This window comes from Sphingosinicella microcystinivorans, assembly GCF_003634215.1.
Lineage (GTDB): Bacteria > Pseudomonadota > Alphaproteobacteria > Sphingomonadales > Sphingomonadaceae > Sphingosinicella > Sphingosinicella microcystinivorans.
In genome coordinates, this window is sequence record NZ_RBWX01000012.1 from 40053 (window position 1) to 55014 (window position 14962).

The 14962-nt window shown below is 60.9% G+C and carries 15 protein-coding genes; 14 read left to right on the forward strand and 1 reads right to left on the reverse strand.

Translation table 11 applies throughout. The features are described 5' to 3' along the window. Positions 1–2 precede the first annotated feature (2 nt). Complete coding sequence (locus DFR51_RS17500) at positions 3–1694, reverse strand: AMP-binding protein (protein WP_121053471.1); 1692 nt, start codon at positions 1692–1694, stop codon at positions 3–5. A gap of 117 nt (positions 1695–1811) precedes the next feature. On the opposite strand from DFR51_RS17500, the gene DFR51_RS19100 reads away from it, so the two are divergent. The 14 genes from DFR51_RS19100 (at position 1812) to DFR51_RS17570 (ending at position 14957) form a co-directional block, all read left to right on the forward strand. After that, positions 1812–2327, forward strand: a complete 516-nt coding sequence (locus DFR51_RS19100) for an FAS1-like dehydratase domain-containing protein (RefSeq protein ID WP_160119097.1) — start codon at positions 1812–1814, stop codon at positions 2325–2327. Continuing rightward, positions 2324–2803: a MaoC/PaaZ C-terminal domain-containing protein gene (locus DFR51_RS17510; RefSeq protein WP_121053472.1), complete on the forward strand. Its 480-nt coding sequence runs from the start codon at positions 2324–2326 to the stop codon at positions 2801–2803. Before DFR51_RS19100 ends, DFR51_RS17510 begins: the two co-directional genes overlap by 4 nt. A gap of 103 nt (positions 2804–2906) precedes the next feature. Then, positions 2907–4040, forward strand: a complete 1134-nt coding sequence (locus DFR51_RS17515; RefSeq protein WP_121053473.1) for an acyl-CoA dehydrogenase family protein — start codon at positions 2907–2909, stop codon at positions 4038–4040. After that, positions 4033–4827 (forward strand): enoyl-CoA hydratase/isomerase family protein, encoded by a 795-nt coding sequence (locus DFR51_RS17520; protein ID WP_121053474.1) that lies wholly within the window; start codon positions 4033–4035, stop codon positions 4825–4827. The genes DFR51_RS17515 and DFR51_RS17520 overlap by 8 nt, the downstream gene beginning before the upstream one ends. Continuing rightward, a complete protein-coding gene (locus tag DFR51_RS17525) occupies positions 4820–5587 on the forward strand; it encodes an enoyl-CoA hydratase/isomerase family protein (RefSeq protein ID WP_160119096.1) in 768 nt (255 codons plus the stop codon). Before DFR51_RS17520 ends, DFR51_RS17525 begins: the two co-directional genes overlap by 8 nt. After that, on the forward strand, positions 5587–6054 hold the full coding sequence (locus DFR51_RS17530; RefSeq protein ID WP_121053476.1) for a MaoC family dehydratase: 468 nt from the start codon (positions 5587–5589) through the stop codon (positions 6052–6054). The genes DFR51_RS17525 and DFR51_RS17530 overlap by 1 nt, the downstream gene beginning before the upstream one ends. Before the next feature lie 14 nt (positions 6055–6068). Beyond that, positions 6069–6536, forward strand: a complete 468-nt coding sequence (locus DFR51_RS17535; protein WP_121053604.1) for a Zn-ribbon domain-containing OB-fold protein — start codon at positions 6069–6071, stop codon at positions 6534–6536. Further along, the gene (locus tag DFR51_RS17540) at positions 6533–7501 is read left to right on the forward strand and encodes a VOC family protein (RefSeq protein WP_121053477.1); all 969 of its coding nucleotides are present in this window, start codon (positions 6533–6535) and stop codon (positions 7499–7501) included. Before DFR51_RS17535 ends, DFR51_RS17540 begins: the two co-directional genes overlap by 4 nt. 5 nt (positions 7502–7506) lie before the next feature. Further along, positions 7507–10992: an indolepyruvate ferredoxin oxidoreductase family protein gene (locus DFR51_RS17545; RefSeq protein WP_243445554.1), complete on the forward strand. Its 3486-nt coding sequence runs from the start codon at positions 7507–7509 to the stop codon at positions 10990–10992. After that, the gene (locus DFR51_RS17550) at positions 10979–11866 is read left to right on the forward strand and encodes an SDR family NAD(P)-dependent oxidoreductase (RefSeq protein ID WP_121053606.1); all 888 of its coding nucleotides are present in this window, start codon (positions 10979–10981) and stop codon (positions 11864–11866) included. Before DFR51_RS17545 ends, DFR51_RS17550 begins: the two co-directional genes overlap by 14 nt. After that, entirely contained in the window at positions 11863–13020 is a 1158-nt protein-coding gene (locus DFR51_RS17555) for a thiolase C-terminal domain-containing protein (protein WP_170151806.1), read from the forward strand. The genes DFR51_RS17550 and DFR51_RS17555 overlap by 4 nt, the downstream gene beginning before the upstream one ends. A 14-nt stretch (positions 13021–13034) precedes the next feature. After that, complete coding sequence (locus DFR51_RS17560) at positions 13035–13457, forward strand: VOC family protein (protein WP_121053479.1); 423 nt, start codon at positions 13035–13037, stop codon at positions 13455–13457. Between the two features lie 14 nt (positions 13458–13471). Then, positions 13472–14155, forward strand: coding sequence for an SDR family oxidoreductase (locus DFR51_RS17565; RefSeq protein WP_207790689.1), 684 nt, complete (start codon positions 13472–13474; stop codon positions 14153–14155). A 181-nt stretch (positions 14156–14336) separates the two neighbouring features. Further along, entirely contained in the window at positions 14337–14957 is a 621-nt protein-coding gene (locus tag DFR51_RS17570; protein WP_121053481.1) for a TetR/AcrR family transcriptional regulator, read from the forward strand. The last annotated feature ends 5 nt before the right edge of the window (positions 14958–14962 follow it).

Genomic DNA, 14962 nt, shown 5'->3' on the forward strand with positions numbered 1-14962 from the left:
GATCAGGCAGGTGTCTCTCCAAGAAATCTTCGTATCATTTCAGGCCGCAATTCATGTTTTTTGACCTTCCCCGAACCGGTGACGGGCAAGGCATCAACGAATGCGAAATAGCGGGGCACCTTCCAACGCGAGACACGCTCCCGCATCCACGAACGGATGGCCTCCTCACCGGGTGCCGACCCCGATGCGGGCCGGATCACGGCGCAGAGTTCCTCGCCGTATTTCTCGTCGGGAAGGCCGATGACCGCGACCTCGTTGATGTCGGGGTGTTGCAACAGGAAGGATTCGATTTCAGCCGGATAGAGATTCTCCCCGCCGCGAATAACCATATCCTTCAGACGTCCCACGATGGCCACGTAGCCATCTGTGTCCATGGTCGCGATATCGCCGGTACGCAGCCAGCCCTCCCCATCGAACGCCTTGGCACTTTCATCCGGATCGCCGTAGCCGATCATCTTACCGGGGCCCTCTACGCAAAGCTCGCCCGGCTTTCCGCAAGGCTGTATCTGCCCATGGTCGTCGACAACCTTCAGGCTGACGCCAGGAAGGGCGAGGCCGGAACTGTGAATCTTTCGTTCAGACGGATCACCCGGCCGCACCGTCGCACATACGCCGCAGCTTTCCGTCTGGCCGTAGCCATTGAGCATCTCCACATTGAAGAAGCCCTCACAGCGGCTCAGGAAAGGGGCCGGAACCGCGGCGCCGCCGACGATAATCCTGCGAAGGGCGGAGAGATTTCGCCGCCGATCCGGATCGGCTTCCATCATGGCGGTAAGCATTGAGGGGACGCCGATAAAGCCGGTGCAACGTTCACGTTCGAGAATGTCGAGCGCCTCTTCTGCCTTGAAGATATGAATGGGAAGTGTCGTGGTCCCGTTCATCAGCGCGCCCGGGGTGGAATTCCCCGATCCGCCGACGTGGAACATCGGAAACCCGTGGCAGACCCTGTCCCCCTCTCCAAACCCCCACGCCGCGTAGGACAAGGCGCCGATCGTTACGATCGGGCCATGAGGTAACAGCGTCGGCTTGGGCAAGCCCGTCGTCCCCGATGTGTATTGAATCATCAGAAGGTCATTTGCCTGCACCTCGGGCAAGAGACCGTTCAAGGAAGCAGACGCCTCCATCCGATCCACCTCGTCGCCGATATGATAGAGCCCGCGAAGCCGTGGCACACTGCGCCTTACCTTTCCCACGATGGCGCGCATGTCTTCGCCGCCGGCGGTCCCGTCGTGGAAAACCGCAACGGCGTCGGACGCCGCAAGCGCATATTCGAGTTCCGCCGCACGATAGAGCGGATTCAGCGCGACGAGGACCATACCCGCCTTGGCGATAGCGAATTGCAGCAGAATCCAGTTCGGGTGATTGGGCGCCCATAAGGCAATGCGTTCGCCCGGGCGATAGCCTGCGCCGATCAGCGCATAGGCAAGTTTCGTCGAGCGTTCATGCAGCTCGGAAAACGACCAGCGCACCCCTGCGACGCTCGATTGACAGGCAAAGACGACAGCCTCCGCATCGGGCCACCGCGCGGCGGATCGAGCGAGAGCACGCCCGAGCGGGAGATGATCACACCCTCCCGCTGCCGCATCGGCGGGCCAAAGGGATTGGCTGAGCGGCACGTTTCGCCTCCTCGATTCCGGAAAGGGTTCCGCGCGGAACTTCAAGCCCTCCGAAATAACGCGGGCGAGCGGCTTCACTTGCTCGCATACGGCTCACCCTCAGTCATATTCGGGGTCATGCGATTGCGGCGATCCATACCCCGCATTTATAAACTGTCTACGGCCTTGCCCCTTCCCCAGATCCGAGAAAATCGAATGGATGATCTACCCGAAGCCATAAAGGACTGGATCGGCCGCGCGACGGTCGTCGTGGACCACGTTGTTACCGTAGAGCAGGGCCTCTGGACCAATTTCTGTGTCGCCATAGAAGACGGCAACCTCCTTTACTGGGATTATCCTGCGTCGCGCGACCATACCGAAACCGTCATCGCGCCGCCCGCCATGCTGCCGAGCTGGGCCATCGAACATGCGTGGGCGCCCGGTCGTGACCGGCCGACGATGCGTACGCTGGAACTGCATTTCATGGTCAAGGATGCGCTTGGACTACGCAATGGAATCGTGACAGAGGTCGAACTCGAATTTCACGCTCCGCTGCGCGCGGGAGAGTCCGTGCGTGCCGAACAGATTCTTCGCTCCGTCAGCGATGAAAGGGAAACACGGCTCGGCATCGGTCGCAACTGGGAAATCGACGTCGTCTACCGCAAACCCGATGGAAGCCTTGCCGGTATCCAGCATCTTCATTTCCTGGCTTACGGAAAGATTGATTCATGAACGAGGCGGTGAGAGGCACGATCACTCCGAAGGTCGGCGACCGGTTGCCCGAACTTGTGATCCGCATAACGCGAAAGTTGATAATCGCCGGAGCGACGACAAGCCGAGACTGGCAGCCCCAACACCACGATAAGGACGCGGCAAAGACTGCGGGTCTCTCCGACATCATCATGAACAACTACACGCAGGCCGGTCTTATCAGCCGCTACATAACCGATTGGAGCGGGCCTATCGGCCGCATCGGCCGGCTGAAATTCGCGATGCGACGCCCGATTTATCCCGATCGCGACGTGCGTTTCGCCGGCGGCGTCGTTGCCGTCGACAAGGACAGTGGACAGATTTCCTGGGTCAAGGTCGATATCACGCTGAGCGACGCAGACACGCTTCTGACTTCGGCATCGGTCAAGTTCGCTTTGCCCGCATATATCAGCGCGAAATCGCCCTGGCATTGCCATCCCTCGGAATGGCGCCCCTGAACCGATCATCGAAAGGAAAATGCGAGCGGCAACCGAGTTGAGACGCTCCGGGCCAACCCGCACAGTCCGCACCGCAGTGAGCCCGCGGAGCCCGTAAAATCGTATGGAATTAGACCTCTCAGCAGAACAGCTCCTGCTCCAGGATACGGTGCGTCAGCTCTGCGAGAATTGTTTTCCGTTCACCGCGCTGCGCAGGATTGAGACCGACCCCGACGGTCTTGACCGAGCCTTCTGGGCGCAGCTTTGCGAAATCGGCGTACCCTCCATGCCCATCGCCGGGGAGCACGGCGGACTTGGCATGGGAATGCTCGAAACGGCGCTCGTGTTCGAGCAACTCGGGCGTCACCTGGCGACCACACCACTGTTGACGAGCTCCCTTACCGCAGCGTCTTTGCTGGCTTCATCGAAAGGCACTGAGCGTCGCGACCATTGGCTGGCCCATATCGTTCAGGGCGGAATTGTATCGGTTGCATCCGATGAACCTAACGGCTTGCCCAATATTGCGGACAGCCGCACGTCGTTTGAGAGAACTTCGGATGGCATTCGTCTTTCGGGCGTGAAGCACTTCGTGCCGTTTGCCTCGATCGCGGAGGGCTTTCTCGTCCTTGCGCTCGATACTACGAGCGGCGAGCCCGCGCTGGTGATGATCCCCCGCGACGCAACCGGCATCACGATCCGGCAGCAAGCGAATCTCGCGACTGAACCGTATTTCCAGATCGAACTCGCCGGCGTCGAACGACCGGCAGACGACGTTCTCGTGATACAGGATTTTCAGGACCACTGGCGGAAAACAACCGCGCGCGCTTACATCGCCACGGCAGCACAAGCCGTAGGAGCGGCGCGACATGCGCATGAAATCAGCCTTCGCTATTCAAAGGAACGGGAAGCGTTCGGTCAGCCGATCGGCGGCTTCCAAGCGATCGCTCACTATCTTGCCGATGGAATCGTGGAGATCGAGGGGTGCCAGACCCTCTTTCACCAGGCCGCGTGGCTGCATGATGAAGGGTTGAGCTTTGAAGCGGCGGCCGCAATGGCAAAATTGCAGGCCGGGGCCATGTTCCGCCGTATCTCCACGATGGCCATCCAGATCCACGGAGGTCTCGGCTATACGACGGAAGCGGATCCACAGCTTTTCTTCCGCCGTGCCAAACAATGGCAACTGTTGAACGGAGACGATTCCTTTCTTGAAGATGAGATCGCCAGACTGACCATCGATACGGCGGTCACCGATGTTTGAGACAATCGACTATCATGTCGAAAACGGCATTGCACTATTCCGCCTGAACCGGCCGGACCGTTCGAACGCCATCGACCAGCGCATGAACATGGAACTTCCACTGGCGTGGGAGCGCTTCCGCACGGATCCATCGGCTATCGTCGCTATCGTGACCGGGAGCGGCAACAAGGCGTTTTGCACGGGAGCGGACCTGCACGACCTGCCCGCGCTCGACGATCGAGCGACGGCCGCGGATGCTATTCGCTGGACGAGTCTTCAAAACCGCGTCTGGAAGCCGGTGATCTGCGCCGTAAATGGTCTCACCGTGGGAGGCGGCCTGCACTTCATCGCCGATTCCGATATCGTGCTTTCCAGTCGCCACGCCGAATTCTGTGACAGCCACGTCAGCGTCGGGCTCGTATCAGGCTTGGAACCGATCTCTCTGGCGCGGCGGATACCGATGGAGGCAGTGCTGCGGCTCGCGCTGGTGGGCCGTGACCAACGCATGACCGCCGAACACGCGCTCCGCCTCGGCATGATCGGCGAGGTCGTGGAGGCCGACGCACTCATGCCCCGCGCCTTCGCAATCGCACACAGCATCACGAAGAATTCCCCAAGCGCCATGGCACGAACAAAACGCGCGATCTGGCGTTCGCTCGAACTTCCCCTTCATGATGCTCTGGAACGTGCGTGGGAGGATATTGCCCGGCACAATCGAGGCGCTGACTTCGCCGAAGGCTGCGCGGCCTTTGCGGAACGGCGCAGCCCGATCTGGCAGCCATGGAACGGCGAAGACGCGGATGCGTAGCCCTGCCACCATATCCGTCGAACGGATCGGAAGCGTCGGTGTTGTCGCGCTCAACCGACCTGACCGGCTCAATGCGTACACACCCGATATGGGAGACGAGCTGGTGGATGCCTTCCGCGCCCTGTCCACCGATACGGAGGTCGGGGCAATCGTCGTTACCGGCTCGGGTCGCGCCTTTTGCGCGGGCGCGGACCGGGACTTTCTAAACGGGCAGCTGAGCAGAACGGGCAAACAGATCGGCGAGGAGCACTTTATCGCGGGTTTTGCCGAAGAGCTCTTCGCCTTGCACAAACCTACCATTGCCGCCGTCAACGGCCCGGCAGTGGGAATCGGCGTGACCATGCTGCTGCCCTTCGATTTTCGGATCGCGGGAACGCGTGCCCGGTTCGGTTTCCCATTCGTCGGTCTGGGTTTGATGCCGGGCATGGGTTCCACCTATCTTTTGCCGGCAATCGTCGGCCCGGCGCAGGCAAAACAGATCCTGCTTCTCGGCAAGACCATAGACGCGCACGACGCTCTCGATACCGGCCTTGTCCATGAAGTCGTCGACGACCGCGCATTGTTCGACCACGCACTTGCGCTTGGCGCCCGACTGGCTGAGCACGACGGGGCTGTGCTCGCCGGATGCAAGCGCATCTTGAACCACCAAAGCGTGGCCATGCTCCGCGAAGCCGTTCAGCGGGAGCGGGAAGAAACACAACGTCTCATCGAAAACGGGCGCCGCACTGCAGATCACGCTGACGGAAGGTTTTGTTCCTGATGCACGAAATCCGCTTTGACGACATTCCCGCACTCCGGATGCGCATATCGGATGAATATGGTCCGTGGAGCGAGGCGCTCGATGTGCCTCAATCGATGATTTCTGCCTTCGCGGAAATGACCGGCGACCGGCAATGGATTCATGTCGATGTTGAGCGCGCCGCGAAAGAGAGTCCATTCGGCATCACCATCGCACACGGCTTTCTGGTGCTCGGGCTTTCCGCCGTCATCAAGAACAGCGCCGACTATGTGGTCGTGGGCCATGGCAGCGCCCTCAACTATGGGCTCGAGAGGGTACGCTTCATTGCCCCGGTTCCGGCCGGATCAAGGATTCACGGGCGAACTCGCATGGTCCGTGTCGCCGAGGAAAAGGGCGGGACGATGCTGACGATTCAGGTCGCGATCCACACCGTCGGCTCCGCGAAACCCGCACTGTGTTTCGACTGGCTGCTCCTTTACCGGGGGTGAAGACAGGAACGACGATGATCGAGACCATTCCCCTGCCTGTCACCGATAATCCTGTCGACGCCGATTTCTGGCGCGGTTGTCGCAACGGCAAGCTGCTGGTCCAGTCTTGTATCGCCTGCGGCCACGCACAGCACCCCCCCCGTGCGATGTGTCCTGTCTGCCGGTCGACCGATCTCGGTTGGCGGGAAGCTTGCGGCACAGGGCGCATCTGGGCGTTCACGGTCGCACATCCGCCGCTTCTGCCGGCCTTCGCGGCCATTGCGCCTTATGCCGTCGCCCTGGTTGAACTCGATGATTTCCCGGGCATCAGAATGGTCGGTGCGATGATTCAGGATGGCGCATCCGCGCTGGGCGGAGTCGATCCAGGGGCGCTCTCCATCACCGCGCCTGTGCGCGTCGGCTTCGTGTCGATGGCAGAGGACGTCGCCTTACCTTGTTGGACGCCCACGAAAACGGCTCTTCCGAAGGACAAGATATCATGACAGTCAAAGCGCTCGGTTACATCGGCCTGGGGAGCAAAGACCCCGGCGCCTGGCTTCGCTTCGGAGTCGATATGCTGGGCATGATGCCGGCACGGGCGATTCCCGGTGAAGGATGGGGCGCCGCGGTTGACGGGCGGGTTCCCGGCGTCGCGCGCGATGGCACCGTTTTTCTCAAGATGGACGACCGCCAATGGCGCATTGCCGTTCATCCGACCGACGGCAGCCGTGAACTCCTGTATCTCGGCCTGGAACTGGATGACCATATCAGTCTCGAACGATGCGCCGTGTTGCTGCAGGACGAGGGCTATGCCGTCCGGCATGCCCGGCCGGAGGAAGCGCGGTCGAGAGCCGTCACCGGCCTTTTCTTCTGCGAAGATCCGTCGGGCAACGTGCTCGAATTCTTCTATGGGCCCACGACCGACTATAATTTTGCGTCTCCGGTACCCGGGCAACGCTTCGTCGCGGGCCATCTCGGCCTTGGCCACGTCAATCTGTTCCTCGACCGGCAAGCCGCCTGCTTCGATTTCTACACGCGCCTTCTAGGCTTCAAGCTCTCGGATTACATCCGATACGGAGAGGAGGCCGCGCTGCAATTCCTGCGCTGCAACCCCCGTCATCACAGTCTTGCCATGCTGGATTTCGGCGTGGGCAACGTGCTGCAACACCTGATGGTCGAGATGGAAACCATTGACGATGTCGGCAAGGCCCTCGATCGCGCAAAACGTCTAGGCTTTCCAGTGGTGAGTGCGCTGGGGCGCCACCGCAATGACGGCACGCTCTCGTTCTACATGCGCTCGCCGGGGACGGTCGACGTCGAGATCGGCTGTGAGGGCAAGATTCTCGACGAAACCTGGGTAGCAAACGAATTCTGCGAAGGTGATGTTTGGGGGCATGACGGCCTCGTCGAAGCGGTGATCCAGTCCGGCGAGAATGCGCGGCGACACGCCGAGCCCGGTTCGGAGTGATGGCCGTGGGCAGGATCGACACCGACTATCGACTGGATGATCGTTATACACGAACCGAAGGCCGCGTCTTTCTGTCTGGCTCGCAGGCGCTTGTGCGCCTGCCGATGATGCAGCGGCAGCGGGATCTCGCTGCCGGCTTGAATACGGCGGGCTTCATCTCCGGCTACACGGGATCTCCGCTCGGCGGCTATGACATTGCCCTTTCGCAGATCCCGGAACTGCTGGCTCAGCATCACATTCATTTCCAGCCGGCGATCAACGAGGATCTCGGCGCAACCTCCGTGTGGGGATCGCAGCAGGTCCACCTGGCCGGGCAGGCACGCTACGATGGCGTATTCGGAATCTGGTATGGCAAGGGTCCGGGCGTCGACCGGTCGGGAGACGCGCTCAAGCACGGCAGCTATTCCGGTTCTGCTCCCAAGGGGGGCGTTCTCGTTCTGGCGGGCGATGACCACGGCGCAAAATCATCCACGATCGCGCATCAGAGCGACCATGCCTTCATCCATTTCGCCATACCCTACTTCAATCCGGCGACGGTGCAGGACTATCTGGACTATGGCCTGCACGGGTTCGCCCTCTCCCGCCATTCGGGATGCTGGGTTGGCATGAAGTGCGTCACCGATACGATTGAAAGCAGCGCGTCGGTTGATGTCGATCCCGATCGGATTCGCACCGTTCTGCCAAAGATCGATGCAGGTGGTGCAGGGCTCAACACACGCTGGGGGATTCCCGCACTCGTCGCCGAGAAGCGGCAATATCAGGAACGACTCCCCGCCGTGCACGCCTACGTCAAGCTGAACGGCCTCAACCGCACGGTTGTTGCGTCCCCTATCCCACGTCTGGGTATCGTTACGACCGGGAAGGCTTTCCTCGACGTGATGCAGGCGCTTGAAGACCTCGGGCTCAGGCTGAAGGATTGCGAAGCCATCGGCCTTTCCGTCCTCAAGATCGCAATGCCGTGGCCGCTCGAACCCTCTTCACTTCTCGACTTCGCCGTGAACCAGCAAGAACTGCTCGTCATCGAAGAGAAGCGCCCGGTCATCGAAGAGCAGATCGCCCGACTGTTGGTAAACCTCACACAGCGGCCGCGCCTTTTGGGCAAGCAGGACGAAGATGGGTTGCCGCTGGTGCCTGCCGAGGGCGAACTCGCACCGCGCCTCGTCGCAAAGATCGTCGGTGAAAGGATCTTCGCGCTTACAGGGGACGATCGCGTCGCGCGCGCTCTGGATCGGGTGCGGCGGGCAGATGCCGACGCTGCGACCTCCGGGGCTTCGCTTGTCCGACTGCCCAGCTTTTGCGCAGGCTGTCCGCATAATCGGTCGACGAAGGTGCCGGAGGGCAGCATGGCGTTCGGCGGGATCGGCTGCCACGGCATGGCGACCTTCCTCCCCGAGCGCAGCACCCCCACCCTTTTCCAGATGGGCGGCGAAGGGGCATCGTGGATCGGAATGGCGCCCTTCACAGAGCGTTCGCACATCTTCCAGAATCTGGGTGACGGAACTTACTATCACTCGGGCTTGCTGGCTATCCGCGCGGCCGCTGCGGCGAACATCAACATCACGTACAAGATCCTGGTCAACGACGCGATCGCGATGACCGGCGGCCAGGAAATTGCAGGCAAGATGCGGGTCGATGTTCTGACGCGCCAGCTGGAAGCCGAGGGTGTCCGCGCGATTACGGTGGTATCCGATCAGCCGGAATCCTACCCGAAGGACGCGGTTTTCGCGCCGGGCACCACCATCCATCATCGGCGCGAGTTGGATGAGGTACAGCGACGGCTGCGCGAAACTCCCGGCGTCACGGCGATCGTCTATGATCAGAACTGCGCGACCGAACTCCGCCGTCGCCGTAAACGCGGCCGTGCTGTCGATCCGGACCATCGTCCTTTCATCAATAGCCGGGTATGCGAAGGCTGCGGAGACTGCTCGGTGCAGTCCAACTGCATCGCCATCGAGCCGGTCGAAACGAATTTCGGGCGCAAGCGCCGCATAAACCAATCGGCCTGCAACAAGGATCTTTCCTGCCTCGACGGCTACTGCCCCAGCTTCGTGACCATCAAGGGTGGTCGCTTACGCAAGAAGGCAGGCTCGGGCTCGACATCCAATGGCGAACACATAGCAGCGGCCCTGCCGGCACCGGCGTGCGCACCGGTCGAAACGCCTTTCAATCTGCTGATCACCGGCATCGGCGGATCAGGTGTGGTGACGCTCGGCGCGATTCTGGCGATGGCCGCTCATCTTGAAGGCAAGGGAAGCTCGGTTCTGGACGTGACGGGACTTGCCCAGCGCAACGGACCCGTCACCAGCCACATCCGTATCGCGGCTTCCCCCGATGCCCTTCACGCGACCCGCATAGTCCGTGCCGATCTCGTGATCGGGAGTGATATCGTGGTGAGCGCTAGCCCGGCCGTACTGAACATCCTTTCGCCGGGGCACACGCGCGCCATCATCAACAACCATGTTTCGCCAACATCCGATTTTGCGACCAATCCGGACCTCAATCTCTCCGCCGGAGCCATGGAGGAGATGATCGAGGCGCGCGCAGGCGAGGTGGAGTTCATCGAAGCGAACAGGATCGCTTATACTTTGATGGGTAACGAGGTTGCAGCCAATCTCATGCTCGTCGGCTATGCAGCGCAGCGCGGATGGCTGCCAATTTCCATCCCCGCGATTGATCGCGCGATAGAACTCAACGGCGCATCCGTGGAGATGAACCGGCAGGCACTGGCTTGGGGCCGAATCGCAGCGGCGCAGCCGGAGCGGCTTTCGAGCCTCGTCTCGCCGGTTTCCGAGAATCGCGAAAACACAAACGTCGACGAGATCGTCGAACGAAATGCCGCCGAGTTGTACGCCTATCAGGACGCTCAATATGCCGAACGTCATCGCCGCCTCGTCACCATTGCAGGACGGGCGGAGAAACGGCTCGGCGTGGACAGTACGGCATTCGCGCGGGCGGTCGCAAAGAACCATTTCAAGGTGCTTGCGTACAAGGACGAATACGAAGTCGCCCGGCTGCTGACCGGCACCGCATTCGTGGACACGCTTTCCGAGACATTCGACGGCGATTTCCAGATCGAATATAATATGGCCCCGCCGTTCCTGCAGCGGCGCGATCCGCGAACGGGGCGCTATCCCAAGCGCCGCTTCGGCGCGTGGATGACGCCGGTTCTGAAACTTCTTGCACACGGAAAAAGGCTGCGCGGCACAGTTTTCGATCCCTTCGGCTATGCCGCGCATCGCCGAGCAGAGCGGGCGCTGATCGTCGAGTACGAACGCGATATCATCAGTTTGGCAGATGAACTGACGGCGGATCGCCTCGCACTGTCCGTAGAAATCGCATCCCTGCCGGAAGGGATACGCGGCTTCGATACGGTGAAGGAGGCGTCGATGGCTGAGGCGCGGCAGAAGAAGCGCTTGCTCGAACAGGAATTGGGAGGTGCGGCGAACACCGCCGCGCGGCAGAACGATGGGAAACAGCATGAACAGGCTTGATGGCAAGGCTGCCGTCGTCACGGGCGGAGGACGCGGAATTGGACGCGGCCACTGCCTGCAGCTCGCCGCCGCGGGCGCGAAGGTAATCGTAAACGACATGGACGAAGAGGTTGCCGAAACCGTCGTCACGGAGATTCGCGCGGCGGGCGGGATCGCGGAAAGCGGCGTCGTCGGTATCGATAGCCGCGCAGGCGCCGAAGCGTTGATCGCGCGATGCATCGAGCACTTTGGCCATATCGACATTCTCGTCAACAATGCCGGTAACTTGCGCGACCGAACGTTCCTCAGAATGACCGACGAAGAGTTCGATGCTGTCTGGACGGTTCATGTCAAGGGCACCTTCTGGTGCAGTCAGGCCGCTGCTCTCGCCATGCGGGACAGCGGCCGCGGCGGCTCGATCGTCAACACGACCTCCGGCGCGCATTTCGGAAGCTTCGGCCAGACGAATTATGCCGCCGCCAAGGGTGCCATCGCGTCGATGACCTACACCTGGGCGCTGGAGCTCGCCCGCTTCGGCATTCGCGTGAACGCAATCGGTCCGACGGGAACGACCCGCATGTCGGACACGTTCGCGGGCGGGGCAAGCCCTCTGCCCTATATCGATCCCACGCTGAACGGGGCGCTTGTAGCCTTCCTGTGCAGCGATCTTGCCGCGGGCGTGAGTGGCCAGATATTCGGGTCTGGCGGGGAGCGCGTCTCTCATATGGTGCAGCCCCATTATGGCAAGACGTTGATCCGTGAAGGCGGATGGACGATCGACGCGCTTGTCGAGCATTTTTCGCGACAGTTCGCAGGAGAGTTCGGACCGCTCGGTATGCTCGGAGAGCCCTATCCGTTTTACGGCGGGGTCACCACGGAGCATGTGACACCGTGAGCGCCGGCGCCTTCAAGGATCGGACCGCGATTGTCGGCATCGGCCAAACCCGCTTTGCAAAAAGCCTGCCCGAAACCGAACTTCAACTGGCCTGCATTGCGATACGCGCGGCGCTCGGAGATGCAGGCATCAATCCCGAAGAGGTCGATGCGCTCGGCTGCTTTACGCAGGAAACTACGCCGGAATTCGAAATCGCGCGCAATCTCGGCTTCGGGGAGCTGCACTTTTTTAGCCAGGTAGCCCATGGCGGCGGCGCGATATGCGGAGCGGTCGGGCAAGTGTGTTCGGCGATCGCGCTCGGAATCGCCAAGGTCGGGGTGGTGTGGCGCTCGCGGAAGCGAGGTGACCCGTCGAAACGGCAATGGGCGGGCGTTCAGCCGCGCATAGACGACCACTGGAAATGGTCTCGCCCGCACGGCCTGTCGCGCCCGGCGGACGAAGTAGCGATGCTAATGCGCCGCTACATGCATGAGTTCGGTGCCACCCGAGAGGATCTGGCGAACGTCGCGCTTACGCAGCGCGCCTATGCCAATGCCAATCCGGACGCGTTGATGCGCGAGAAAACTCTCGGTCTCGATACGTACCTGAATGCGCGCATGATCGCCGAACCGTTGTGCCTTTTCGACAATTGCCTCGAAAGCGATGGCGCGGTGGCCCTCGTCATCACGAGCGCCGAGTATGCGCGCGACCTGAAACAGAAGCCGGTCCTCGTCCACGCGTTCTCGCAGGGGATGAATCGGGAGCATCAGTTGATGACCGATTATCACGGACCTGACCCCTTCCATTCATCATCCGCCGCGACCGCACGCAACCTCTGGAGGCAGTCCGATCTCTCTCCGCCAGATATTGACGTCGCCCAGATCTATGATGCGTTTTCTCCTCTCGTGTTGTTCAGCCTTGAAAATTACGGGTTCTGCGGGCGCGGCGAAGCTGCTGCCTTCGCTGCGTCCGGCGCGATCGGGCCTGGAGGTCAGCTTCCGGTCAATACGTCGGGCGGCAGCTTGTCGGAAGTCTACCTGCACGGCGTCAATCTCGTCACCGAGGCTGTTCGGCAGTTGCGTGGGACAGCGGCGAACCAGGTCCCTGGAGCCGAGAGCTGCCTAGTAAGCAGTTGCGACAGCACGCCCAATGGTGCGCTGGTTTTGAGGAACTGAACTGGGAGGACGAGATGGCCGCATTACTTGCGGGAAACAGCGTCGATGTTGGCATCGTCACGAACAACGAAGACGCGATGATTGGCTTTTACTGCGGTATCCTCGGCCTTTCCCTGGCCGGAGAAGCAACGCTTCCCAACGGTGCCAGGATTCGCCGCATTGCCTGCGGCCAATCTGTGCTGCGCCTCTACATACCCCCTAGTCCCGTTCAACCGAGACCAGACGAACACTGGTCAGCGGTCGCGGGGCTTCGCTATTGCGCGATGCGGATCGACAATCTCGCCACTGTCGTTGATGATTGTCGGCGCGAAGGCGTGACGATCGTGCAAGATGTGGTGGAGCCCCGAGCCGGCGTATCGGCGGCCCTCATCGCCGATCCGGACGGCAACGTGATCGAGTTGATGCAAGTCGGGAACGGGAAACAGCAAGCAGAATGACTCTCAGGAAAACCTTGCTGATCACGGGCGGAAGCCGTGGTATCGGCCTGGCGGCCGCACGCCGCTTTGCCGAGGAAGGGTATGACGTCATAAGCCTGTCGCGATCGGCAGCGGCACTCGACGGGGCAACGCACATTGCGGCAGATTTCGCGGATCCGGCTTGGACGGCGGCCGCTGCCGGACCCGTATGTGCGGCGCTGGCGGGAAGTGACAGTATCTGTCTTGTCCACAACAGTGCGCTTCAGATACCCGGCAGCACCGCGGAGATTGATGTCGACGGCCTGCGGCGTTCGCTCGAAGTCAACGTCGTCGCCCCGGCGGCGCTCAACAGGATCGTGCTCCCCCTCATGCCTCGGGGCTCCTCGATCCTCTATGTGGGCTCGACACTTAGCCAGCGTGCCACGCGCGGCATGGCAGCCTATGCAGCGAGCAAGCACGCCGTGGCTGGCCTGATGCGAAGCACAGCCCAGGATCTTGGGGGCACGGGCATACATACAGCCTGCATTTGCCCGGGGTTCACGGATACTGAAATGCTGCGAAGCTATGGCGGCGATGCGCTGAAGCATCTCGCCTCGCTCGTTACCCAGCAACGCCTGATCACGCCGCGCGAAATTGCCGACCTGCTGCTCCACGCAGCCCTCAATCCCATAGTAAATGGCTCGATGATTCAGGCGGATCTGGGCTTCATCGAGCCGTAATCGCAGCCTTTCAAACGTGTATGGAATGCCGCCCAATTCAAAATGCGACTTTAATGTGAGCTTTTTTCAGTTTTAGTGTTAGCCTGTCGGCGGCCGAAATCAGACCAAAACGGCCGTGCCGGGTGGCAAATGCGTCCCTTAGAACGCCCTCACCCGCCCTAGACGACGGGGAGGAGCAGAGATGAGGCCACAGATCGCAGAACTCTCACCACGCAAGGTTCCTCAGCAGCAACGTGCGCAATTCACTGTGGATTGCATTCTCGGCGCTGCTGAATCGATCATCATCAAGAGCGGCTACGATGCCGCCACGACCAACCATATCGCCGAGGTGGCGGGCGTCAGCATCGGATCACTCTACCAGTATTTCTCCAGCAAGGAGGCGATCGCCGCCGCGCTGGTCGAAAACGCGGTCTCGAAAGCAACCGAAGTGCTTCGCGAATGTATTCTCGCGAACATGGGAAAGCCGCTGGCCGAAGCGATCAGAACGATCATCACCGTAATCCTGTCCACAAGGCGCGAGTATAATTTCATTTTCATGCTGTTGCCGCGCCAGGTTCCGAAGCTCGGCAAGTTGTCCCGCAGTGTGACCACCGAGAAGTTTCTCTACAACACGATCCGCACCTTCTATCACCATCACAGACACGAGATTGTGGTCGAGGATCTGGAAATCGCCATGTTCGTTGCACAGCATCTCGTTGTGGGAAGCATCGACGCCTATCTCGAGGACAATTCCATCCTCATCACCGATGAGCAGTTGGTCGACCACATCGCCGATGCCGTTGTCAAATACCTTACAAAATGAGCCGG

Coding starts and splice junctions, on each gene's coding strand:
- DFR51_RS19100 (WP_160119097.1), top strand. CDS start 1,812: ATGGATGATCTACCCGAAGCCATAAAGGACTGGATCGGCCGCGCGACG.
- DFR51_RS17510 (WP_121053472.1), top strand. CDS start 2,324: ATGAACGAGGCGGTGAGAGGCACGATCACTCCGAAGGTCGGCGACCGG.
- DFR51_RS17515 (WP_121053473.1), top strand. CDS start 2,907: ATGGAATTAGACCTCTCAGCAGAACAGCTCCTGCTCCAGGATACGGTG.
- DFR51_RS17520 (WP_121053474.1), top strand. CDS start 4,033: ATGTTTGAGACAATCGACTATCATGTCGAAAACGGCATTGCACTATTC.
- DFR51_RS17525 (WP_160119096.1), top strand. CDS start 4,820: ATGCGTAGCCCTGCCACCATATCCGTCGAACGGATCGGAAGCGTCGGT.
- DFR51_RS17530 (WP_121053476.1), top strand. CDS start 5,587: ATGCACGAAATCCGCTTTGACGACATTCCCGCACTCCGGATGCGCATA.
- DFR51_RS17535 (WP_121053604.1), top strand. CDS start 6,069: ATGATCGAGACCATTCCCCTGCCTGTCACCGATAATCCTGTCGACGCC.
- DFR51_RS17540 (WP_121053477.1), top strand. CDS start 6,533: ATGACAGTCAAAGCGCTCGGTTACATCGGCCTGGGGAGCAAAGACCCC.
- DFR51_RS17550 (WP_121053606.1), top strand. CDS start 10,979: ATGAACAGGCTTGATGGCAAGGCTGCCGTCGTCACGGGCGGAGGACGC.
- DFR51_RS17560 (WP_121053479.1), top strand. CDS start 13,035: ATGGCCGCATTACTTGCGGGAAACAGCGTCGATGTTGGCATCGTCACG.
- DFR51_RS17570 (WP_121053481.1), top strand. CDS start 14,337: ATGAGGCCACAGATCGCAGAACTCTCACCACGCAAGGTTCCTCAGCAG.